The sequence below is a fragment of the uncultured Methanobrevibacter sp. genome (assembly GCF_905235195.1).
In the GTDB taxonomy this organism is placed as follows: Archaea; Methanobacteriota; Methanobacteria; order Methanobacteriales; family Methanobacteriaceae; genus Methanarmilla.
The window spans coordinates 1-25190 of record NZ_CAJOKH010000031.1; the positions used below are offsets into that span (position 1 = coordinate 1).

At 25.1% G+C, this 25190-nt stretch carries 22 protein-coding genes and 1 pseudogene; 9 read left to right on the top strand and 14 right to left on the bottom strand.

The features are described 5' to 3' along the window. Positions 1-252: 252 nt before the first annotated feature. Both QZ146_RS04690 and QZ146_RS04695 read left to right on the top strand, forming a co-directional pair. Complete coding sequence (locus tag QZ146_RS04690; protein ID WP_295722498.1) at positions 253-2124, top strand: DNA methyltransferase; 1872 nt, start codon at positions 253-255, stop codon at positions 2122-2124. Next, entirely contained in the window at positions 2114-3484 is a 1371-nt protein-coding gene (locus QZ146_RS04695; protein ID WP_295722499.1) for a DNA methyltransferase, read from the top strand. Before QZ146_RS04690 ends, QZ146_RS04695 begins: the two co-directional genes overlap by 11 nt. A 58-nt stretch (positions 3485-3542) precedes the next feature. Here the strand turns inward: QZ146_RS04695 and QZ146_RS04700 are convergent, their stop codons facing one another. Continuing rightward, positions 3543-6431: a DEAD/DEAH box helicase family protein gene (locus QZ146_RS04700; protein ID WP_295722500.1), complete on the bottom strand. Its 2889-nt coding sequence runs from the start codon at positions 6429-6431 to the stop codon at positions 3543-3545. Between the two features lie 116 nt (positions 6432-6547). Between QZ146_RS04700 and QZ146_RS04705 the strand changes: the two genes are divergently transcribed. Then, a complete protein-coding gene (locus QZ146_RS04705) occupies positions 6548-6724 on the top strand; it encodes an AbrB/MazE/SpoVT family DNA-binding domain-containing protein (protein WP_295722501.1) in 177 nt (58 codons plus the stop codon). 164 nt (positions 6725-6888) lie between these two features. On the opposite strand, the gene QZ146_RS04710 is transcribed toward QZ146_RS04705, so the two are convergent. From QZ146_RS04710 to QZ146_RS04740, 7 genes are all read right to left on the bottom strand, one after another. Then, complete coding sequence (locus tag QZ146_RS04710) at positions 6889-7560, bottom strand: hypothetical protein (RefSeq protein WP_295722502.1); 672 nt, start codon at positions 7558-7560, stop codon at positions 6889-6891. A 317-nt stretch (positions 7561-7877) separates the two neighbouring features. Beyond that, a complete protein-coding gene (locus QZ146_RS04715; protein ID WP_295722503.1) occupies positions 7878-8246 on the bottom strand; it encodes a hypothetical protein in 369 nt (122 codons plus the stop codon). Then, positions 8209-8469, bottom strand: coding sequence for a hypothetical protein (locus QZ146_RS04720; RefSeq protein ID WP_295722504.1), 261 nt, complete (start codon positions 8467-8469; stop codon positions 8209-8211). Before QZ146_RS04720 ends, QZ146_RS04715 begins: the two co-directional genes overlap by 38 nt. A 101-nt stretch (positions 8470-8570) precedes the next feature. Further along, entirely contained in the window at positions 8571-10541 is a 1971-nt protein-coding gene (locus QZ146_RS04725) for a hypothetical protein (protein WP_295722505.1), read from the bottom strand. Between the two features lie 270 nt (positions 10542-10811). Next, positions 10812-11498 carry a metal-dependent hydrolase gene (locus QZ146_RS04730; protein WP_295722506.1) on the bottom strand — a complete coding sequence of 229 codons (687 nt, stop codon included), beginning with the start codon at positions 11496-11498 and terminating at the stop codon, positions 10812-10814. A 39-nt stretch (positions 11499-11537) separates the two neighbouring features. Continuing rightward, positions 11538-12458 (bottom strand): hypothetical protein, encoded by a 921-nt coding sequence (locus tag QZ146_RS04735; protein WP_295722507.1) that lies wholly within the window; start codon positions 12456-12458, stop codon positions 11538-11540. Positions 12459-13058: 600 nt separating this feature from the next. After that, positions 13059-13298, bottom strand: coding sequence for a hypothetical protein (locus tag QZ146_RS04740; RefSeq protein WP_295722508.1), 240 nt, complete (start codon positions 13296-13298; stop codon positions 13059-13061). Between the two features lie 374 nt (positions 13299-13672). Between QZ146_RS04740 and QZ146_RS04745 the strand changes: the two genes are divergently transcribed. Together QZ146_RS04745 and QZ146_RS04750 are read left to right on the top strand one after the other, a co-directional pair. Next, the gene (locus tag QZ146_RS04745; protein WP_295722509.1) at positions 13673-14791 is read left to right on the top strand and encodes an FRG domain-containing protein; all 1119 of its coding nucleotides are present in this window, start codon (positions 13673-13675) and stop codon (positions 14789-14791) included. Between the two features lie 149 nt (positions 14792-14940). Then, the gene (locus QZ146_RS04750; RefSeq protein WP_295722510.1) at positions 14941-15624 is read left to right on the top strand and encodes an endonuclease/exonuclease/phosphatase family protein; all 684 of its coding nucleotides are present in this window, start codon (positions 14941-14943) and stop codon (positions 15622-15624) included. 327 nt (positions 15625-15951) lie between these two features. Here QZ146_RS04750 and hisI read toward each other — a convergent pair. Next, positions 15952-16363 (bottom strand): annotated as a pseudogene (gene hisI / locus QZ146_RS04755) (phosphoribosyl-AMP cyclohydrolase). Positions 16364-16538: 175 nt separating this feature from the next. Beyond that, a complete protein-coding gene (gene hisS, locus QZ146_RS04760; protein ID WP_295722511.1) occupies positions 16539-17834 on the bottom strand; it encodes a histidine--tRNA ligase in 1296 nt (431 codons plus the stop codon). A 572-nt stretch (positions 17835-18406) separates the two neighbouring features. Here hisS and QZ146_RS04765 point away from each other — a divergent pair. From QZ146_RS04765 to QZ146_RS04775, 3 genes are all read left to right on the top strand, one after another. After that, positions 18407-19288 carry a shikimate dehydrogenase gene (locus tag QZ146_RS04765; protein ID WP_295722512.1) on the top strand — a complete coding sequence of 294 codons (882 nt, stop codon included), beginning with the start codon at positions 18407-18409 and terminating at the stop codon, positions 19286-19288. Between the two features lie 20 nt (positions 19289-19308). Next, positions 19309-19995 carry an ATPase gene (locus tag QZ146_RS04770; RefSeq protein ID WP_295722513.1) on the top strand — a complete coding sequence of 229 codons (687 nt, stop codon included), beginning with the start codon at positions 19309-19311 and terminating at the stop codon, positions 19993-19995. Between the two features lie 373 nt (positions 19996-20368). Next, positions 20369-20947, top strand: a complete 579-nt coding sequence (locus tag QZ146_RS04775; protein ID WP_295722514.1) for an N-acetyltransferase — start codon at positions 20369-20371, stop codon at positions 20945-20947. Between the two features lie 20 nt (positions 20948-20967). Here the strand turns inward: QZ146_RS04775 and QZ146_RS04780 are convergent, their stop codons facing one another. Both QZ146_RS04780 and QZ146_RS04785 read right to left on the bottom strand, forming a co-directional pair. Beyond that, entirely contained in the window at positions 20968-21114 is a 147-nt protein-coding gene (locus tag QZ146_RS04780; RefSeq protein WP_295722515.1) for a hypothetical protein, read from the bottom strand. Between the two features lie 347 nt (positions 21115-21461). After that, positions 21462-21614: a hypothetical protein gene (locus QZ146_RS04785; protein ID WP_295722516.1), complete on the bottom strand. Its 153-nt coding sequence runs from the start codon at positions 21612-21614 to the stop codon at positions 21462-21464. Between the two features lie 513 nt (positions 21615-22127). Between QZ146_RS04785 and QZ146_RS04790 the strand changes: the two genes are divergently transcribed. After that, positions 22128-22475 carry a restriction endonuclease subunit S gene (locus tag QZ146_RS04790; protein WP_295722525.1) on the top strand — a complete coding sequence of 116 codons (348 nt, stop codon included), beginning with the start codon at positions 22128-22130 and terminating at the stop codon, positions 22473-22475. Here QZ146_RS04790 and QZ146_RS04795 read toward each other — a convergent pair. Beyond that, a complete protein-coding gene (locus tag QZ146_RS04795; RefSeq protein WP_295722517.1) occupies positions 22462-23940 on the bottom strand; it encodes a replication factor C large subunit in 1479 nt (492 codons plus the stop codon). The genes QZ146_RS04790 and QZ146_RS04795 overlap by 14 nt on opposite strands. A gap of 122 nt (positions 23941-24062) precedes the next feature. Then, positions 24063-25010, bottom strand: coding sequence for a replication factor C small subunit (locus tag QZ146_RS04800; protein WP_295722518.1), 948 nt, complete (start codon positions 25008-25010; stop codon positions 24063-24065). Positions 25011-25190: the final 180 nt, after the last annotated feature.

Below are 25190 nucleotides of genomic sequence, written 5' to 3' on the forward strand. Positions count from 1 at the left end.
TTAACTTATGTAGGTAAAGAAATTAATGAAAATGGTAAACAGTTATGTGTTTGGAGAATGTGGTTTGGAAAACCATTCCATATTAAATGGTATGAATTAGTTTAATTTAATTCTTTAAACCCTTATTTTACGAAACATAAATAATAATGTACTGATGATAATACTAAAAAGAATATTTAAAATAAAATATTAATATATTATCTAGAGAGTTTTAAAAAATTATATGTAAATGTTTTGTATGAGGAAATTAATATGATAGAGCCAATTAAAAAGTCTGTGAAATCAAAGGGCCATACTCCTCAATATAGGATGCATAAATACTTTGCAAGGCGTCCTTATAACGTATTTAGTAATCTTATTGAGCATTATTCTAAAAAAGGAGATATTATTCTTGATTGTTTTTGTGGTGGGGGAGTAACTATCTTTGAAGCATTAGCACTTGATCGTAAAGTTGTAGGCGTTGATATTAATCCATTAGCTACCTTTATAACAGAAATGCAAATTCAACAAGTTGATACTGATGCATTATCCCAATACTTTGAAAATTTCTTAGATGAGTGTAAACAAGAATTCTCAAATTTGTATGATTATAATATTATGGGTGAAAAAATCACACCAAAATGGATTGAATGGACTTATGAAGTAAAATGTCCTGAATGTGGTGCAATAATAAGACTTACAGATGATAACAAAATTACAAATGGAAAATATAAATGCCCAAATAGTAAGTGCTCTACAAATTCTACTGCAAAACCAGGAGTTATGAGAACTAAATGTGAACCATATAGAAGTATTCCCCTAAGAAATAAATATATTAATCAGAATGGCGAAATTGGCATGCATGAATATGATGATAATGAAAAACAGGATTTATTAACTGAGCAAAGTAAATTATCAATACCAGACAATATGAAAAAAGTTGATTTTGCAATTCCCCATAATTGGGATAGATGGTATGAAGATTGCTTACCACAAAAAGGAGTTAATAACTTTTCAGATTTATTCTCGCAAAGAAACTATTATATAAATACAGTTATTTTCAATAAGATAATAAACCTCCCAGATGGACCTGAGAGAGATCTTTTGTACTTTGCATTTAGTTCATCACTACGATACACAAACAAAATGTCACGTGTAACTAAGAATTGGGAGAATGGAAATCCAACTTGTATGGATAAACATGCCTACTGGCTTCCTAATATTTATGTTGAATGTAATGTTTTAGATAAACTAGAAGATAGGATGAAAGCTGTGATAAAGGGTTTAAGTTTCACAAATAAAAAGTTGACTTCAAATAAAAGTAAAGGAAATTTTTTTGAAGATTTAAATAATGGTACTGATTATTTAATACTTACTCAAAGTTCCTCAAACTTACCAATTCCTGATGAAAGTGTAGATGTAGTAATAACTGATCCCCCATATGGAAGTAATGTGCAGTATGGGGAATTATCTTCATTTTGGAATATTTGGTACAAAGAATATAAGGGATTAAATAATTTTATTTACAATGATGAAGAAGCCGTTGCTAATCGGAAATCTTGCTTTGAAAATGCAAAAGATGTTGATTTTTATGGAAATATGCTTAAAAAAGTATATACTGAAGCTGGAAGAGTTCTTAAACCAGATGGTTATTTAGTTTTCACATTTAACAACAAAAACATTAATGTATGGGTGCAATTATTGAAAGCCGTTGTAGAAGCAGGATTTTATTTACCTGAAAATGGAGTTATTTATCAAGATTTTATTAAAAGTTATAAAAACACATCACATTTAAAATACTCCGGAAATATTCATGGGGACTTCATTTATTCATTTCAAAAAGGCCCTTTACCAGAATATGACATGCCTATTGGAAATTTTGAAGAAACAGTACAATTGGAAGTTGTAAAATGTTTAAGAAATATGTATCAATTAGAATCTGATTATAGTACAACAGAACTTTATGAAAAAATTTACAGTAGCCTTATAAATGTAATAATGAGATTTATTTATAAAGATGAATATGAAGATTTAGAAAAAATTGAAGAATTATCCCAATCATATATTGATAATTTACTAAATCAAAATTTAAAAATGATAGACGGCCGTTGGTTTGTAAAAGAAGGTGTGAATCTTGTTAAATGATGCGATTGAAAATTATGGCGTGTATTCAAATCAACAGTTAAAAGATTTTATTTACAATCTTGAAAATAAATATAATGTTACAGATGAAGTTGAATTCTTCAATCAATTAGTAAATTTTTCAAAGAACAAAGACGTACCTTACCATGGTTGGTTTAAATATAGAGAAGGGTTTTCTTATACTTTAATAAAAGAATTGCTTAAACGATGTGGTTTAAAAGAAAATGAGTATGTTCTAGATCCATTTTGTGGATGTGGTACAACAGTTGTTGAAGCAAAATTAAATGGTTTATCAGCTATAGGAATTGATATTAATCCAGTATCAGCATTTATTTCTGAAGTTAAATGTCAAAGCTATAATGATGAAGAGATTTCACTCATAAAAACATTTGAGTCAAAAATTATCGAACAAATAAAAATTACTAAAATAGACGAAGAGTACATAGAAAAATATAAAGAAGTTAAGAAGTTCTTTAATGAAGACAATTTTGAGAAACTTATATTAATCCGCCAAGTGTTGGATTCAAATAAAAAGAAACTAAAACCAAAAATATATGAGTTTTTCTTATGTGCATATGTTTGTATAATTGAAGAAGTATCCGATCGAAAACGTGATGGAAATGGCCTAAAAACTTCTAAATCCAAGATTAATAATGTTACAGATTACTATCTTGAGAAGCTAAATGAAATGGTATCCGATATTGAAAGTAATAGAATATCAAAAAATTTAGTTTCAATTGTAGAACGTGGCGATGCAATGAAATTATCTGAAACAGTAAACAAGTATACTCCTAAAATTGATAAAACTATTGGAGCTATAATGTATTCCCCACCATATGCAAATTCATTTGATTATTTTGAGTCATATAAAATGGAAGTTATATTGGCAGACTATGCAACAAATATGAAAAGAATTAAAAAATATAGACAACAAGCGATTGAATCATTTATCGGTCGTCCGGATATAAGAGTTGATAATAGAAAATTTATTGATTGGATGGCTCTTGAAATTGAGAAAGCAATTCCCGAAAAAGAAGCTCGTACAGGTAGGAAAGATTCTAGAACAAGAAAAGTACCTAAAATGATTAAGGGATATTTTGCCGATATGGAAAAAGTAATTTCAGAAAGTTCAGATGTCCTCCCATCAGGAAAAAAATGTTATATTGTTGTTGACCAGAGCGCATATCTTGGAAAGATTGTACCTACAGACTTATTTTTAGCTGCAATAGCTGAATATTATGGATTTAAAGTAAATGAAATAATTATGTGCAGAATTGCAAAGACTTCAGGACAACAAATTCAACTTTATCCATATTTACGTGATTCATTAAGAGAAAGCATAGTTGTATTAGAAAAAATCTAAAAATAGATTTTCATAGCTGAAAATCTATATGAAAATTCAATATTTGTATGATTTTAAATTAAAGATTTGTAGAACATATATGTTTACCATACATTTCGTTAAGCATATTAAGATCATTATTTTTAGCAGGCATTTCAATTTCTTTTGTTAAATCTAATAGTTCTTGTATTGATGATTGTATACCTGGTTTTATACTGATTTTTTCTTTATTTTCTCTACCAGTTGTAACAAAAATATCGTCAAATGCGCCTAAATGCTTTTTAAAGTAATTAAATTGATTGTAAGCAGTAGTTCTACTAGTCCAAATATCTTTAAATCCAAATTGAACATCATACTTTGTATTAAGAGTATTAAGTACTTTCTCTTTATTTGTTTCACTTAATATATCGATATTTGGATAAGTTTCACGTAAGTATTTAATTCTATCAATAGCCTCTTGAATTGATGCATCACTTGTGTTACGTAATGAGTAAATACAATAAAGAAATTCAAATCTTGTTACATATTCAAATTCTAAGAATATTTTTAAAATTGTTCTGTAAGGGAATAAAATTGAACCATCATTTTTATTGAGAGTATTATATTTTAATAACTGTTCCTTTACAATTGATAAGTAAAGAGAATCATTAGCAAGTAATTCCTTTCCAAGTGGAGTTAATTTATATTTTTTCCCATTCTTTTCAATTAAACCCATACGTTTGGTGTGTGAAACATTGTTGTGGTTTATCTTTAAATCTGCACCTTCAATTTCATCTTCAGGATTAGTGAACTTATTAAGAGTCGGCATTATAAGACTATCTCTGTATGACTCGAGAGTATAATCCCCAATTGATACAAACATTCTTTTCATATTACTTTTACGTGCCTTTGGAGCAGTTTCAGTCCATATACTTGGTCCCCCAATATCAGTTGGGTTTTTATTAACTTCAGCAATACGTAATGTTAACGCATTCTCAAAATCTTCAATTCCTATCTTTGAATATGGCAAGACTATGATATTTGGCGGGAGTCCATTTCCTCCATTGCCAATAGATCCTGTTGCTGCAGATAAATTAATTTGATCTATAATGTCTGCAAGAGATGAATCTTGAGAACGCATTGCTTGAATAACATTATGAAGTGTGTTAAACTTATCAGTATCAATCTGGTTAAATAGAGATGCATCATTAGGTATTACTATTGGAATTACAATGTAAGAATAATCATTACCTTTAGAATCAGATTTTCTAAGAGCCCTACCAACAGCCTGAACAATATCAATCATAGAGTTTTTAGGGTCAACGAAGTACACAGCATCAATTACTGGAACATCAACTCCCTCAGTTAAACATTTTGCATTTGAAATAAGGCCACGTTCACTATTAGCAAAAGTTGAAAGAATCTCTTTTCGCTGACCTGCAGACATTGTTCCATTAACCTGATTTGTGTATGTAGTAATATTATCATTTTTTATATTATCAATAATATCTCCTACAGCATGTAAATTAGAACCGCCATTAACAAAAGCTTTTGCATTTTTCACATATGCATGATACGAAATGACTTTTTTAACATCAAGTTCATTCATTACTTTAGCTATGAGTAATTCCTTAAGTAAAACTTCGATATTTGCAGATGATGAGTTTTCGCCTAGTTCAGTGGTGATTATTTTTCTACTATCAACTAATTCTTCAATATCACTTTCAGTAATAGTACATACCACAATTTTATAATCACAGATAATATCTTTTTCAATAGCTTGTCCAAAATTTAGAGATGCTAATGTTGGCCCATATTTAGAAACATCATCCATAGAGAAGACAACGTTTCCAGAATTTTCTATATTTGATTTTATTCTAGGAGATACAAGACGCTCTGTTGCGGTCATAAAAAGACGTTTTTTAATTGGTATATATTTATTTTCCATACCATATACAAACATTAAACTATCTTTTGTCCCAGCAGTTCTATGGCTTTCATCAAATATAGCTAAGTCAAAACAATGCTCCGTATCATATAATGCATTTGAAATTGCATCTAATGAGTTATAAGTCGAAAAAATAATTTTTTTATTGTCAGTTCCTGACAAAAAGTTTTGTATGTCTGTAGGATTTGTAGTTACAGGGAAATCTACTTCAGATGAAAGCATATTGATAGAATCTTCTTCAATGTTAACAACAGTAGAATCACTGCAAACACATAAAAAACTAAATGGTATATTACAGTTACGAACCCATGAATCTAAAGTTTGTTTTATCAACGCAAGACTTGGAACGACAAAAAGAACAGTACTTGCTCCCATAGTTTCATGAACCCACATTGAGATAAGTGTTTTGCCTATACCACAAGCAGCTATAAACTTCCCACGATCATTTTGAGAAAGACCTTCAACAATTTGATTAATTAATTCTTGTTGATAAATATACTCCCCATCTGGAGAAGCTTTCTTTACTTTGACAGATGATGTTGTATCTCCTTTTAAGTAGTTCAAAAATTCATTAAAAAAATCAACCCCTAATTCCATATAGGTATCTAAAAGAATAGACATTTGGTTTTTCTTTTTATCAGCTACTTTTGGAAGTGAGGTACAGTTTGCACAAATTAAACGCATATCTGCATATTCTGATTCAGCCCAAAATGTAGAAAGTTCTGTAGCTGTAGGTATTTTATGTCCTGACCTAAATTTAACTTGATATGCAATTGTTTTTCCATCATTGCGAATAATAACCCCATCAACACCATTATCCTTTATTTCAAGCTTAAGTTTAAGCCGGATTTCTTCTGGAATTTCATCTTCCATATAAATTTCTTTGATGTTATAGTATTGAGAATTGTTTTTTAAATAAAAATAAACTAGAAGTTCCATTGCATCTCCTTTTTCATTTGGATCAGATAGTTTTTCCACATCTGCTTCCCATTCTGAAAAAGAAGAATAATTCTTAAGTAATGTTGGGTTGATTTTCTTCATAAAATGTACTCCATTATTATAATCACATTTTATATATAGATTAAAGAAATATATTGTATTAAATGTTAAATATGTACATAAAATGTTTTATGTTAAGAGTACAATAGAGTTAAATAATGACGGATGTTGTAAAAGTAAGGGGCAGATATGGAACAACAAGTTTAGAATTGACCATACCTGCAAAATTAGCTGAAAAATATGGGATCAAACAAGGAGATCTTTACGAAGTTACCATAAGTGATAAGGATGAATTAAAAATTATTTATACTCTTATTTACAAAAATAAAAAGTAAATTTGAGTGAAAATCACTATTTGACAATATACAAAACATTTTTAATATCCTCCATCAATATGAGTTAAAGTCAGATATTAAAAGTTAAAATTAAAATTTATCAAGATCTCTGTTATGAATCCATTCTCTATGCTTTCCTATAGCTACATTAACAATAACATCAATTAAATCAACATCATCTTCTTTTTTAAAGTAGTAATAAGATGTCCTTCCAACATTTGCCTTAAATCATAGTTTTCTCTAAGATTATGTTTTATTTCAAAATCTTGCATCGTTTCATATTTACTATAATAATCATTGGTATTAATAGATTTTAAAAATATATTACTTAAATTATCTGATTCAAATTCAAGAAAATTATTATGAGATGTATTAGAACATTCTAAAATGTTCCATACTCGAACCTTTTCATCATTATTTATGAAATTGTTATTTTTTACTAAAAGACATTCCGCACATTCACCGAAAATAAAGTCATTGCTTATTTCATTTTTAATTTCGGTAGTATAACTTTTTAAATGAAAATTTAATAAGGATATGTCATATCCATTAGACTCACACTCAATATCAAAAAATCTAACATCAGAACTATCAATAAATTTTCTACCATTATCTGATGGAATTTCCTCCATAAATAAATCAAAATAAACTAACATATCTACCTCAAAATAAATATCAATTTTATCATAAATTTCTATTTTAATATTATAAATTTCGAAAATATGTCCTGTCTTTTTAGATTTAATTTTTCCAACGTTTACATTAAATTCGTACTTTTCCTTTTCATTTTTTTCAAGATTTAAATTAGGTATTATTGGTATTTTATATTCTGACATTAAAATCCTGCCTCCTCTTAGAATTAGACTAAAATAACTTAATTTTATAAAATTTTTCTGTCAATATTTTATTTTTTATTTATAGATTAATAAAGGAGATAATAAAATACTAATCACGGTTTCTGTAAAATTTTATATGATTATTTTAATTATTTTTTATATTAAAATTTTCTTTTAGTTGAATTTATGTTATTAATTTTTTCACATTGGGACATAAAACTGCTAAACTTTATTATAAAAAGATGATTTCATTTTTTGTCAGATAATTTCATTATGTTATTTTTATATACAATATTAAATAAGGAACTTGTATATAATTAATAAATACAATTAATACTAAAATTTTCGCATTTTAAATTGTCTCCTATTTCAAGACACATTATTTGATATCTAAAATATTTGTTTTCACAAATTTCATTAATAATAATATTTATTACTATATCAGAAAATTTATTAAAATAATTATATTGATGTGTTATTACATGATTTACCATAATTTTTTCAATATCCAGAACAATATATTCTAATTTAAAAATTACTTTTATTCCATTTGTAAAAGTTAATAAATATGTTTTTATAACCTCTTTGTTCAGTTCACCATTTAGAATATCCTCTATAAATAATGTTTCTTTTAAAATATTATAATTTTCATACTGAGGTACTGGTTTTAATATTGTTGAACTCATCTTTTTTAGTCTCCTTAACTTTTATTTTTTCTAAATTCCATATTGGTATTAAATATCTGTAAATTGCCCTATCTACAGATATAAAATTATATTTGATCATGTCTGTTTCAATTTCTGTTATATCTATATTGAATCTTTCTTTTTTAAATTCAAATTGGACATATATTTCTCCTTTTATAAAAGTTTGGCTTTCTAATTTTTCTTTAAAAACATCTATTTCCATTTAGTAACCTCAAAAAAATATAAAATTTATTGATTAATTTTATTTTAATCAATACGATTGATATAAAATTTAATTAATCAATAAATCAAAAATTGTACTTTTTATTCATCTATATATACTGTAATGGTTTCTTTTAAGTAATTTCCAGTATAATGGGTTCCGGGTTTTACTAGAATATTATAATTATTTGGTGCAAGATTGATTGGTATTGCTGCTATTCCATTGGAATCTGTATATTTATAGTAGGTTCTATTGTTAATTTCAAAAACAACATTTACATTGCTTAAAATGTATCCATAGTTATCATATACTTGCACAGAATAATTACTGCCTTTTTCAATATCTGCTCCCATACTAACTATATTTATAGGCCTGTCCTCCACTATTATTTGAACAGTTTTTTTAAAGGAGGAATATCCATTTTTACCGTTATAAATAATTGTGGCTTCATATATTCCAGATTCTAGATTAACTGTGAGATTAATATCCCCAGTACCATTTGTCTGTTTCACATATTTTTTATCCCCAATTGTAATATTCAAATATTCTCCAACTAATGATTGTCCAAATTGATTTACAAGATTGGCTGTAAAAAGTGTATCGTCCCTATAATATTTGTGAAAGTTAAAAGAGTTTATCTCTGTAGTAATATTAAGGATTGTTATATGAACTGTAAGATTACAACCTTCATATCCCCTATTGGACTTATAATTAATTAGTGCAGTGTAGTTTCCAGATTTAAAATTAAGACTTAGATTAAATTTACCAGTTTCATCACTTGTTCTATAATAAGTGCGATTATTTATAGTGATAGTGAGAAAGCTTCCATTTAATGCGGATTTTTCATTAGTGTAAGGGTTTATTACAAATAGTTGTCCTTCTAATTCTGTACCATTTTTATAATACATTATTATATTATTTGAAGCAATTTCAGTTTTATATGATAATACAGTTATTTTTACCGTTGAATTAGAATTTTCATAACCATTACTTCCAGGATAATTAATAAGTGCATCATATGTTCCCGGCCTCATTGTGAGATTTAACTCTATTAATCCTTCTTCGTTACTTCTTTTATAATATGTTCGATTATTCAATTCTATTGTAATATATGAGTTGTTTAATGGTTGGTTATTAGAATCTATTATTTTTGCAACAAACATTGTTCCATTTTGATAATATAATTCTGTATTTTGTGCTATAATGGATGTGAATAATTTATGAATAATCAATGTAGAGGTAATATTTGATTTTTTATGGTTATTATCTCCATTATAAGTGGTTACTATGGAATATTCACCGGCGATGAAATTTAATGGTATATCTGCATAACCTTCATCATCTGTTGTTTTATAATAAATGCGATTATTAACTGTTATTTTAACAGAGGCACGGGGAATAGGAAGTTCATTTTCATCTATCAATCTAACAATATAAGGAGTTCCATCTTTATAGTCCATTTCTAAGTCTTCACAATCTACTTGTAAATATGTATCTAATTTATTGGTTTTAACTTCAATATTGGATGTGCAATTAGCATATTGAAAACCAGTGTAATTAAAAATACATATTGCAGTATAATTTCCTATATTATTGTATAGGGTTAGATTTGCTTGGCAATTATGAATTGGTCGATAATATGTGTTATTATCAAGTAAAATTTTAACATATTTTCCTTCAATACTGTTAGGTTCTTTTACTTGTAGATTTATAATTAAGGGTGTTTTATCATACTGTTTCATAACTACATCCGGAGCATTTATGGAAATATCCGTTAAATTTTCATCTTCATAAACAATATTTTCTTCATTATTTTTAGATCGTAACAATTCTGGTTTATTTATATTGACATTATTTGTATAGTCATCTACTCTGTTGTATTTATTTTCATCAACATTATTTTGATTATAATGATTAATTTCATTTGAATTGATGTCTATATCAGATACATCATCTAAACAATCATCATTATGATTAATTTCTGTAGCATTTATACAACTTGCAGAAAACACAATTAAAAATATACAAAAAATAACAAATAATGCATTTTCAGAATATTTTTCTATATACATTGTATTACTCCATACTATTTTTTTTATAGAAATACACATAAAACACAGAGTAGAATAAATTATCTACATTTATTTTTAAAAATATTGAAGTATATAAAGTTTTTTATTAATTAAAGAGTTGTAAATTTAATTTAAGAAATAATATTAATTTTAAACTAATATTTAAAAAATCAGAATTATTTAAATTAATTAAATTAGTTTAAAAAAATAAAATTTATTTAAAAATAAAAATATATATTAAAAGAAAAATAATTCAAATAGTTTGTTATATTAACCATTTGTCTGTGAACTGTCATAATTACTTATTAAAAACATTGTTCGATTATCATAACGATCAATTGTTATATTTTTCTCTTCATCATCATCAATATCAACATTTATATTAAGGTGAACGTTTTCATCATCATAAGTTATATTAGAGTTATTTAATGGAATATCACTATTATTACTAAGATTATAAAAATTTACGGGACTTCCCATACTTATTTCGGGTGCAGCAACTAATAAACCAAAAACAAACAGTGTTAAAATAAGTAAAAGAGTGAAAAATATTGCATATTCACCATCTGAACCTAATTTAATTCCACCATTGATTTTATTAGATAACTTATAATAATCTTTTTTGATTGGGGAAAATAATGGACACCCACTAGGATTTAATAAATCTAGAATAATGTGAGATAAAAAACCAGAAAATATTGCTAAACCAATTAAAAAATTAAAATACATGACCATTAAAGGAATAATTAAAATAAAAATACTATGTAACTGTCTATGATGACCCTTAAAAAATCCATACTCCAAAGGATCCAGTATGATTGATGATATAATAACAAGTATAATGAATTTTAAAAATTCAAAAAAATTATTAATAAAAATTAGATGAAATGGCCGAAGTACAATAAAAATCAAAAGCCCAATAATCAAACCTGCAACAATATGAGTTTTCTTTCTCATAATAACCTCCCCTTAAAAAAACATTTCAGAAAAAACAAATTATATTTTTTTGAATGCATAATTCTCATATTTATACCAGCTAGTAATAATCCATATTGTACCCAAAATAGTGAATGTATATTGAAAATCAACCAAAAATGCTGATGCCAAATATCCCATTCCTAAAATTATTGCAATGAATAAAAAATAAGGTTGTTTAATAGCAGTGTATTTAAAATCTTGCTTATTAATCCAAGTAAAATAAGATAACGTGCCTTTCTTCACTTCTTGAGAAAACTCTGTTTCATAGGTGTTTGCTACAATATAAACATTTCTCATATGAACTAAAGTATAAAATATAATATAACTGTCATCACGTATAGAACTAAAATTATCAATCAGTAATACTAAAGTATCATCTTTTTTAAAAATAGAGTCTTTAAGAGGATAGGTGATAATATTATCAGTTTCCATATCTTGTTCAAAATTTTCTATAGGAGAATTGTTTACATTAAATAATTTGGGAAAATTATTTAATCTAGATTTTTTCATGAAATTTTTATTTGACGTTTGTTCAAAGTTAAATATTGTTGTTTCAACAGTTTCTTTTTGAGCTGGATATAATCTGAGTCTGTATTTAGAATTATGATCTTCTTTTTTAAGGTTCTCATTACTTTTTTCAAGGGATAATTTCTGATTTTTTGATTTGTTTGGAGTTTCTTCATAATATTGTATAAAATGATCGCGGAACTCCTTAACCAAATAAGACACTGTTTTACTACTCAATTTTTTATATGATTCATCTAAAAAATTGTTATCAATTTCAGTGATAATATATTTATTAGATCTCGGATAAGGAATAGTAATTAGATTAGAACAATCATTGAAAACTTTTTTAAGTTCTTTAAAATCAGCACCATATAATAAGATATACCTATTTTCTTTTAGTTGTTCAGGTAGTTGATAATAGTTAATAGACATTATTTACCCCAATAAATGAATAATTAAAATTTATAAGAAAAATAGTATACAGAATAATAAACAATATAAAATTCTATTTTTAAATTTTTACTGTGTTTTATGCTTAAAATATAATTTTATATAATTAACAATTAGAAAATTTCACTAATAACATAAATTATTTAGTATTACTATTTTCCTTAAAAATTTAGTTAGAATTTTAAAATAAATAGGAAATATTATTTAAAATATTTCTATTAAATATTAAAACCCTTAACTATCATCATAATATATTTAAACTTAATATATATAGCTTAGATTTCTTAAAATGAAATTATTTCTTTATTAAAAATAATTCTTGAATTAAAAATATTGATTTTACTATATCTCAAAAGTATAAAATTTCCAAAAGAAATATTTTTAATGAACTACATCTCCAAAAATATGAAAGTCTATAAATAAAATAGAATTGAAAAAAATGAAAAATGAAAAAAATTTATTGAAATTTATTAAAATCTTATTTTATCTTGATTAATAGGATATGTGCTATTATTAATCGTTTTATCCCAATATTTTATTTCAATATATACAGCAACTATATGTGTAATTAAATCTTCAATATCATTTTTTTTCTTTTGATCTAACAACAATATTATTATCATCGTTAGAATCTATTTTACTTGTCTCAGATGCGGCATTATTTACATCATTATCTATATCTATTTTATTATCAGTATTAATACCAGATTGAATATTTTCTGAAATATCTGTTGCATTAATACTGTTAATAGAGAATATAACAATGAAAAATATTAAAAAAAGAAGAAATAATGCATTCTTAGAATATTTTTCTATGTACATTAAGAGGTTACTCCATATGTTTATTAGAAAAATATATGAAAACGCATACAAAAAATATAATTTTCTACACTTGAATATTTGTTTAAATTATTATATAAAGTTTTTTTATAAAATTAAGTATAAATGATTCGTCTATTTACGAATTAAATAATAATAAGTAATATTTTATAATATAAACTTGATTATGAATTTTTTATTTCAATTATTATATTAATTATTTTCTATGTTTCTCCTTTTAAATCATAAATTAGTGATAAGAATTATTATTTAAACTAAAAATAATATATAATAATATTACAAATATTTTGAAATTCCATTGGGATATGCATTTTTATATATATTTTTAAATTTAATGGTTTGGGAAGGTGGAATGTATGTTAAAAAGAAAAGAAAATTTAAAATATGAAGATTTTGTAGTCGAGTATAAAATTAATAGTTATGACAAATTACTTTCTTTTTTCCAGGAAAATGATGAAAATCCTGATCTTAGAGAAAACTATATTTTCAGAGGTGTTAGTGATTATAGCTATGAATTAATTCCTTCTGCTTTAAGAAAATATGAAGATGGAAATTATAAGATTAATGATTATATAAACAATAATGATTTTAATTTATTACTAAATACTAAGATGGAATATCAAAATGAAGATGGAACTAAAGGTAAAGGTTTAGTTTCTTGTGGTATTGATAAAAATAATGTAATCTCCAATGAAATTCCCGATAGGACAGTATTTTCTTTAGATGAGGTTCAATTTAAACGAGAAATTAGTGTTTTGCTTCATTTTTTAGATTATTCCGATAAAGTTGGATTGAAGATATTTGCAGATTCATCTATTCGTAAATGGATTCACAGTTATCTTGCTTATGAAAATAAATTTTATGAAACGTGGCCAAAAGAAGAATTTTATGAAATCATTTCATTAGCCCAGCATCATGGTTTACCAACAAGGGCATTGGATTGGTCTTATGATTATAAGGTTTCTTTATATTTTGCTATAGAAAAGGTACTGAAAGAGGAAAAAAAATATGAGGATTGTGTATTATGGGCTTTTAATTATAAACTTTTTGAAAATAATCATATTATGGAAAGTGATATTTACGAGGATTTTGTAATTTACCGTCCGAAATATAATTCAAATTCTAATCTGAAATCTCAAAAAGGCCTTTTTACGTTCATAGTTTCAAAAAAATATGATAATATGGATAAAGAGGAATCTTTTGATAAATTTATTATAAATAAATTGATTAATTCTGTTGATGAAAGTAATAAAGAATTATATTTTAAATTAGATGGATTTAAAAAGTTCAAAATACCTGATAATGTTAAAATTTTTTATAAATTTATAATTTCTGGTAATATTAAAGCAGAGATATTATATAACCTTTATTTAGATGGTTATGGAACGGAAGAGATTTATCCTAATTATGATGGGGTTGTTGATTCCATTAAAAATAGAGTTAAATTAGAAAATATTTTAAATCAAAATAAATAATAGTGTCGTGTTCTGATACCTCCTAAAAATAAAACTATTTACTTACAATAATTTATAATAATAGTTATATGAATAATACTATATATTATTCTTAACTATTATAAAATTTCATAAGAATGATATAATTAATAAATAAAATGGGTGATTGTATGAAAATTGTAACTTGGAACTGTAATATGGCATTTAGAAATAAATACAAAGAAATTTCTGAAATTGATGCAGATATATATGTAATATGCGAATGTGAAGACCCAAACAACACCGAATCCAAAAAATATAAAGAATTCGCCTCTAACCACTATTGGATAGGAGACAATAAAAACAAAGGACTTGGAATATTTGCAAAAGACAATATAAAACTAGAACCCATCCCTGACAATAATCAAGATCTCAGATATTTTATCCCATTACGTGTAAATGATACATTCAATCTACTTGGCGTCTGGGCAATGCCAGACTATGTAGAAATGATACATGACTATTATAATGCAAACAGAGAATTATTCAATGAAAATCTAGTTATGTGTGGAGATTTCAATAGTAGTGTTCTTTTTGATGAAGAACATAAAAACAAAAACTTTTCTATGTTACTGCATTATCTTAAAAAAGATGGATTAGTAGGAGCTTACCATCATTTAAAAAGAGAAAAACATGGAAAAGAAAAAGAAAATACCTATTTCCATACCAAAAAGTTAAATAATCCATTCCACTTAGACCATGTTTTCTCAGCACCATATATTACAAAAAATCTACAAATAATTGATAATATTAAATGGATCAAAATGAGTGACCATCTACCAATAGTATTTGAAATAGATGAAAGTAAATTTTAACTGCAGTATATAATATAAGAAAATTTCAAAAAAACAAATTTATTTTTTCAAAAAAAAATCTTACAAACTTACAATATATAATACATAAAAAATCAATATAAAAAAGATCAATAAAAAAAATAAATTTTCGTTTTAAAATTACACCTATTAAATTAATTTGATTAATAAACATTTGATTAGACTGTAAATATATATGAATTAAATATTTACTACCATAACTAATTAAATTTACTATTTTGAATTTAAAAATAACGAAAAATATTAGAGAATTTAATCATCATATTTTTAAAAATAAAATTATTTAGTTTTTAAGAGACAATAAAACAATTACTGTTTATACATATCTTTAGGGTCAAATAGTCTTTCTTGAATGATTTTTATATCATTTTCATTTAAATTATCAAGATTATAGGAATCTTTAGAATTATCTATTTCTCTAAAAAAACATGATTTATAACCTTCATGGCAAGCAGCTCCTATTTGATTAACCTTTAATACTATTGCATCACCATCACAGTCAACAAATATACTTTTAACCTCTTGGATATTACCTGAACTTTCTCAACCATTGTTTTCCTCTTGATGTACTGTAATAATGTGCTTTTTTAGTTTTTAATGTATCTTCTACTGCCTGGCGGTTCATAAATGCAACCATTAAAACTTCATTAGTTTTATAATCTTGAGCTACAGCAATGATTAATTTTTCACCATTCTTTTCATGCCTAAAGTTTAATTCCATTTTACCACTTTTTAAAATAAATTTATATATTGAACATATTGAATAATGACTTCAATTTTTTATTTAATATAATGAATTTTTATATTATTTTGAAATGATTGATTTGAATATTACTAAAAATAATATGAATAAAAAAAAATTTGTAAAAAAAGAATTAATTATTAATAAAAAAATATTAAAGATTTTCTTTAATATATGATAAAATATTATCAATATCAATTAATTCCTGATAACCTGTTTGCATATTCTTAATAGTAACTTGATTATTCTCTACATCCTTACTACCAACAAGGACAGTAAATCTAACACCTAAATTATTTGCATAGGACAATAATTTTTTAAACTTTTTTCGAGACAAGTCTATTTCTGTTTTGATATTTTCACATCTTAAATTCTGTGCTATAGTATAAGATAATTGGCGAGTATCATCTGATATAGGTGCAACATATACATCTACTTTAGGTTTAACAGTAGGAAGATTTCCACATGCTTCTATAGCATCCATTAATCTATCAAAACCAAATGCAAAACCCGTAGATACAACATCCTCCCCGCCAAAGAGTTTAATCAAACTGTATGTACCACCACCACAGACCTGTTTTTGACTGCCAAGTTCTGGAACATAAATCTCAAAGACGATTCCAGTATAATAATCAAGTCCACGTGCAACACCAAGATTAATATTATAATTTAAAACATTAAAGCTTTTTAAAGTAGTAATTAATTCTTGTAGTTCATCTAAAGCAGTTCTACATTCTTCATAGTCAAAAACCAAGTTTTTAATATCTTCAAATATGGATGAATCTCCTACCATATCAATTAAAACAAGTAAAATATCTGCAAGTTCTTCATTATCTATTATAGGTTCATCACCTTTAAGTGCATCTTCAAGTAATTGTTTATCACCTTTATCTACAACTACCATTACTTCACGAGATTTTTCCTTATCAATTCCAAAATGTTCAAATAATCCTCTAATAATTCCTAAATGATTAATGTGAATTTCTGCTGTTGTAATACCTAATTTAATTATTGATTCATTAGCCATTGAAATGACTTCACCTTCACCTTCAGGAGATTTAGCACCAATAAGCTCACATCCAAACTGCCAAAATTGTCTGAATCTTCCTTTTTGAGGTCTTTCATATCTAAAACAACTGCCATAATAATATAATTTAATAGGTTTTGCAGTTTTAGACATTTCATTTATATATAATCTGGAAATAGCCGCAGTCACCTCAGGTCTAAGTGCAAGTTCCCTATCAGATTTATCTTTAAAATTATAAAGCTGATCTATAATTTCCTCTCCAGATTTTGTTGTGAATAATTTTAACTCTTCAAATAAAGGAGTCTTAACCTCCCCATAACCATAATTTTCAAAGACTTCTCTTAATGTATTTTCAGCTTCTGACCTTTGTCTCATTTCATCAAAAAGAAAGTCTCTTGTACCTCGGGGTCTTGTAAATTCCACTTAATTTCCTCCAATAAAAATTTAATAAGTTTATTTGATAAGAATTATATATATTTAATCATATTTAATTAAGATTTTAATCTTTATATAATTAATTATAATTTAAAGATATTATAATTATATATTTAATATAAAAATTTTAATAAAAATAATAACAATAAATTAAAAAAGATAAATTTTATAAGACAACAAAAGAAATAATTAAAATTTCAAAGATAAATTTTAAGAAATTATTTAATTAATTAATAGAAAAAATTAAAATTAAATTTATTATTTATAGAAAATAAATCTATAAATAACCAATATGGAAGATTTAAATATAAATTTATCAATTATAGAAAAATAATCTAAAATTTAACTAATAAATGAAAAATTGAAAAAAAATGTAAAAAGAGAGAAAAATTAATACAAAATATAAGTAATTAGAAAAATAATCTAAAATTTAACTAATAAATGAAAAATTGAAATAAAATGTAAAAAGAGAGAAAAATTAATACAAAATATAAGTAATATATAGAAATATTCTTTAATTAAAACTAATTAATCTATAAAAAAAAATGTTCTGTGATATTATGGAAATAAACGGTGAGACTAAAATATTTGCAGTGATAGGAGACCCAATTGCTCATAGCTTATCTCCAAAAATGCATAATTCAAATATTGAAGCATTATCCCTCAATTATACCTATTTGGCATTTAATGTTAAAGAAGATAATATCCAAAACGTAATTGATGGAGCTAAAAGTTTACAGATTAGTGGTTTAAATGTAACAATCCCACATAAAATTAAGATTATTAAATATTTAGATGAAATCGACCCTCTTGCAGAAAAAATAGGTGCAGTAAACACCATTAAATTTGAATATACACCTAATGGAGCAATAGCGAAAGGTTATAATACAGATGCAACAGGGGCAATGAGGGCATTAAAAGAAAAATGTGATTTGAAAAATAAAAATGTATTGATTCTAGGTGCAGGAGGAGCTGCACGTGCAATAGGATTTGCTTTGTGTAATGAAGAAATCAATTCTTTATGTATTTTAAATAGAAATATAAGTAGAGCATTAGATTTAGCTGGAGATATTACAAGTAAAACTGATTATAATGTAAGATTTGACACATTTGAAAATATTAACTCATACCTTAAAGATACAGATATTTTAATACATACTACACCTAATGGAATGTATCCTAATAATGATGATGAACCACTTGTATATGCCCAACAAATGAATCCTAATATGGTAGTATTTGATATAGTATACAATCCACTTGAAACTACAATACTAAAAGAAGCTAAAAAGATTGGTGCAACTAGAGTTAGTGGTCTTAAAATGTTCTTATATCAAGGAGCGGAAGCATTTACCATATGGACTGGACAGGATGCTAATATTGATGCAATGGAAAAGGTAATTTTAGAATCATCAGGTATTGATGATTTAGGTGATTTTTAAAGATTTAGTTGTGTGATTAAATGGAAAATAATTTCTTATTTGATTTTGATATTAGTGAAGATGATGAAGAATTTACTGACTCAAAAAAAGACCTTTTAAAATTTTTAAAAGAAATAGGTGTAGATACTAGATTTATATCAATATATGATAATAAAATCTATATAAATAATCTTAGATTTTCCAAGTTTTCAAAAAGAAGACAATCAATATTTGAGTCAAAATTTAAGGATAAATTAGTAATTAGATCCTCTCTTTTTCAAGAAATTGCAACAAATGCTTCAAGAGAACTATCTAATACAATAAAACCTAAAATGAAAATATTAATTAAAGAAGATGCAAATCCATTAATTAATATAATTCTTGAACCATATACTCGTAAATATGGTGTAGAACTTATTTATTCAAATAAAAAAGAGTATGATGTAATAGCATCAAACCAAACAATGGATATGGAAATACATTCAATCTGTGAGGATATATTTAAAGGTAAAGGAATAAAGTATCCTAGATTTAATAAAGAATATATTTATCCATTAATTAAAGTTACCCATAAACAAATTAACGATTTTTTAGGTGAAAAATTACTAGAAGAAAAATATGATGATGTATCTGGTGAATTTATAGAATTTTTAGATGATACTGTATCACAATATAAGTTTAATATTTTAAAATCAGTGCAATATTTACAAGAAAATTCAATTAGATAATTAATATTCTTTATTTAATCAAACAATAAATATTATTAACTAAATTAAAAATATAAAAAAAAGACGGATAGAAATAATATTTTAAAATAAAAATTAAATCTAAAACTAAATAGATTAGAAATAATATTTAAAAATAAAAATTAAAGTTGAAAATAAAAATTTAATCTAAAGCTAAATAGAATAGAAACAATATTTAAAAATAAAAATTAAAGTTGAAAATAAAAATAAAAATAATATATTAGAAATAATAATTTACTCTATTACCACTTATTTAAAGAGCTGAAGAACTTATTTAATTATATAATTAAATCATCCTAAAATTTATTTAATAAGAACTCTAAAAATTAGCTATTATAAAACAAAGTTGATAAATATGGATGTAGACTATATTAAAGAAAATTATATATTTGAAAAATTAAATGAAGACCATAACTTAGATGAGTTTGAGTGTGAATCCGAGGATTTAACAAATTTTTTAAAAAAGGATGCTTTAAAACAGCAAAATATGAATTTAAATTTAACACACTTAGTAATTTGTGATGGAACTGTTGTTGGCTATGTATCAATTCTAACGGATTCCATAAAATTAAAAATTCTTGAGGATAAAGAAACTAAAAACACAATATGTAGCAAGTTAAATGTTAGTGAAAACAATGTGATACCCGCAATCAAAATAGGAAGATTTGCAATAGATAGAAAATATTCACATAAAGGATTAGGTAAACATGTTTTTAGAAATGTCTTATTAAGTATTTTGGATATATCTCAAAATATTGTTGGTTTAAGATTTATAACCGTGGATGCATATGCAAATGCATTCGGTTTCTATGTTGAAAAAAACAAATTTAAATACCGTAAAAAAGATCAGAAATATGTTGATTGTATAAAGAACATTATAAAAACAGACCCTGAAAGAAGTTTCAGTCTTTATAAAGATTTAAAAAGTATATAAAATAGAGTTTACAAAAAATATTACCTTGAGAATAAAACAGTTCTCTGATTTCTGATTTCTTTTGCAAACTCTTTATCTTCTTGTGTAGGTGTTTCTTGCATTTCTTTTAAAACTGAAACTGCATCTTCACCTTCAAAAACAGGAGTTTTAGCAATAGGTTTTGCCATATGAAATCACCTCTGAACCTATTCTATTTTACAATTTAACATATATTATTAATCATTTAAATAGTTATGTATACAATAATGATTGAATTAAAATGAAAAGGTGAAAAGTACAAAAAAATTAGTAGATGAAGTTATTTTAAAAATTAACATTCCAAATATTCATGAATTAGCTAAAATAATATGCTTTAACTTTTATAATTATCTTTTTTTATAATATTAATTAAAATATTGGTTTCTTACTTCAGTGTTTTAAGATAAAACATAATCCCCTTTTTCAAGTACATGTCTAAATTTAATAACTTGTGAAGAAGCTATACTTAAACTATATTTACTTTCATTAGGGTAATCTATTGCATAAGTCTTTTTATATCATCATCACTTTTATCTTTAAGGTCACTAGCCCCCAACATAGACATACAATATTTTTTCTGTTTAAATGCATCTATAAGAAAAGCATTTTTACCTGCGGGACCATCCACATATTTTTCATAAATAAACACATTAAAAATAATTTTAAATTAAAAATAATTTTAATTTATGTATTTCTTAAAATTTTATTATATAAATTTATAAAAATAGGAATAACTATATTCTCCAAATTATTAATATTATTTCATCAAAGCTTTATTTAAACTTTTAAATATGTTTATTTGGATTAATCCTTTTTTATTTCATTATAATTATATTAGATTAATTAAATTGATTACATTGAATTTAATATTTTGAATATTTTATTAGAAATTTACAGATAAAAATTATATAAAATATTACTCTTTTAGAAAATTTGAGTTTAGAATTTAATTGGGAACCAATTGGAAATTATGTGAATAAAATATCTGGATTTAAATTTTAATCTAAAGATTTTATTGATAGGGAGTTCCAGTTATAAAAATTAAGAATATTGTACCTCAGGAGGTATTACTTGAAGATACCCAACATGTATCTGACAGATTTTTAATTGAAAAAAGTAATTATGTTTTAACTAAAGGAGATATTTTAATTACATTAACTGGATTGAATGTAAATCAAATGGCCTCTATGTTGGTCAAGTAGCAAAAATAAGTTTTGATGAACCTTGTTTATTAAATCAAAGAGTTGCAAAATTGATTCCTAAAGATAAATTTAAATGTAATATTGATTATTTTTATTATATTTTATCAACAGAAGAAATGCATTATAATTTAGCATCAAGAGCTTCAGGTTCAGCTAATCAAACTAATATTTATCCAACAATTATAAAAAGCATGGAAACATTAGTTCCTCCTTTTGAAATACAAAACAAAATAGTTAAAATATTGAAAACAATTGATGATAAAATCAATATTGATAAAGAAATAAATAATAATTTTATCCAAAGCTGAATAAAGATGTTTGAACTGATTTATCTTTATTGTTTGAATCATCTTTATCTTCATCATCTTTTTTATCTATATCTTTAGATTCTTTATCTTCAACTTTTTCATTTGAATCTTCAGATTTAATCTCTTCATCATTTTCTATTTCTTTTTCTTTAGATTTATTTAAATTAAGATTTTTACTATACTCTTCAGCCCATTTTGCTTGTTGTTCTTCAATTCTTTGAGCTCTTTCTTTTTCCATCTTTTCAACAAATTTTTTAGGAATCTTTTTCTTTCTAAATCTTTTTATCTCATCATCTTCAAGTTCTAAAAAAGAAGAAATTTCATATGCTGTTTTATCATCTTGAAACATTACTTCAAAGTAAGGAAATATTGTATAGGCCATTTCTCTAGAAACATGCATTTTTTCAACCATCTTATCTGCAATATTATCCCTTAAGTTTCTTTTTCCTCTGTATTTACCCATCTTGGAAAAAGATTGAGGAGAAACTACTTTTGTAAATTTCTTATATTTTTCTCTTTTAGATAAAGCAACACCTAGACCCATAAATTGTGTAGCATATCTCCAGTATCCATAATTTCTTGAAGTATTTGTACGGCCAAAGTATATATCTGCTTTTGAAATGTAATCATATGCTCTTTTGATTTCGTTATTATTTTCATATTCTCTTGGAATATTTTCAGCAATATATTCCATTAAAAGTGTTGGATCTTCTTCTACAATCATATCATCACGAATATGAATAATATCCTTGCTTTTTAATACTCGTGTAGTAGCATTAATTACACTTGATCTATCTGATTTTTGTGTAACATTTTCTAAATCTTCCATAGTTAATGTTTTACTTTCCTCAGATAATGCCTGTAAAGTGTTAATAGCAGAACGCATATCTCCATTTGACCTTTTTGCAAGCTCCTTTAATGCATCAGGATCTGCTTCTATATCTTCTTTCTTACAGATTCTTCTTAAATTAACATTGATGGTAGGACTTCTAATTTTTGGCATTTTTATTACTTGACATTTAGTTTTTATAGTAGCTAATCGTTTAGAGTAAAAATCATTAGCCATCATAATCATAGGATGTTTTGAATTTTGAATAATTTTATTTAATGCCCTAGTTCCACCTTTATCCTGATTACCAGCTATACCATCTACCTCATCGAGAATAATAAGTTTTGGTTCATTTGAAAATAGTGAGTGGGTACTTGTTGACTCGCCAATAGTAGACATTAAAATATCATATGAACGTTTATCACTAGCGTTTAACTCTACATATTCTCCAAATTCATGAGCTATAACTAAAGCAAAAGTAGTTTTACCAATTCCTGGTGGACCAACAAGTAATAAAGCTTTTTGTGGATTTCCTTCCTTCCATTGGCTGACCCACTCTTCAATTTGTGCTTTTTGTTTATTATTTCCAATAATATCCTTAAAATTTTGAGGTCTATATTTATCTGTCCATTGCATATTATTAATTCCTGGAAAGTAATATTTTAATTAATTAAATAACTTATTAATAATTAAGAATAAAATTTAGCTATAAATTAAGATTTAACTAAATAATTAATTCATTTTTAGTTTCAAATATTCTATAAGAATTTTGCAAGTAGTGCTTCTAATTGTATCCTTGGATTAGCACCTTCACGTATTCTAAAATCTGTCTCAGCTATTTCTTCTACAAGATTAATATAAATGTTACTGTCCATTCTACCTTCAGTTGCCCTGTTTGTTACATCCTGATAAATTTGAACAACCATATCTTCCCCACTAGTACCCTGTAAAATCATAGTTTCTCTAAGTAAATCTCTTGCTTTCATAAAATCCCCAGATAATGCAGCAGTAACCATATTATTAATATCTTGAGGTTTGGATTTACTTATAACATCATAAACAGAATCTTCTGTAATTTCTTCACCTTCTGTTGCTGCAGATTGCAATATATTAACAGATTTACGCATATCTCCTTCTGCAAAATAAACTATAGTATTAATACCTTCATCAGTATAATCAAAATTCTCTTCTTTGCAGATATACTCTAAACGAGCCATTATATCTTCTTTTTTAATAGGTGCAAATCTAAAAATTGCACATCTTGACTGAATAGGGTCAATGATTTTAGATGGGTAATTACACGATAAGATAAATGAAGATGTTTTGGTATACATTTCCATTTCACGTCTTAAAGCATGCTGAGCATCTTTAGTCATATTATCCACTTCATCTAAAAAGATTATTCTAAATGGAGCTCCAACAGGTTTAAGTTTACAGAAGTTTTTTATTTGATTTCTTACCGTATCAATACCTCTTGCATCAGATGCATTTAATTCTAAAAAATTATTTTTCCAATATTCACCTAAAACAGATTTTGCTAAAGCAAGTGCAGTTGTAGTTTTACCTACACCTGCAGGACCAGAAAACATTAAATTTGGCATACTTTTTTCATTAGTATATTTTTTTAATCTTTTTACAATATGTTCTTGACCTACAACTTCATCAAGAGTTTGAGGCCTGTATTTTTCAACCCACGGTCCTATCATAATTTCACCATCAAATAAATTTTATAAAAGATTTATATTAATAAATAAAAAACACCTAGCTAGTATATAAATATAAGATATAAATTTTTTAATTTAATAATTTAAATAAATAATAATATTAGAAATATTTAATTACATTAAATTTATTTATTATGCATATTATAGTTTTCAATCAATATA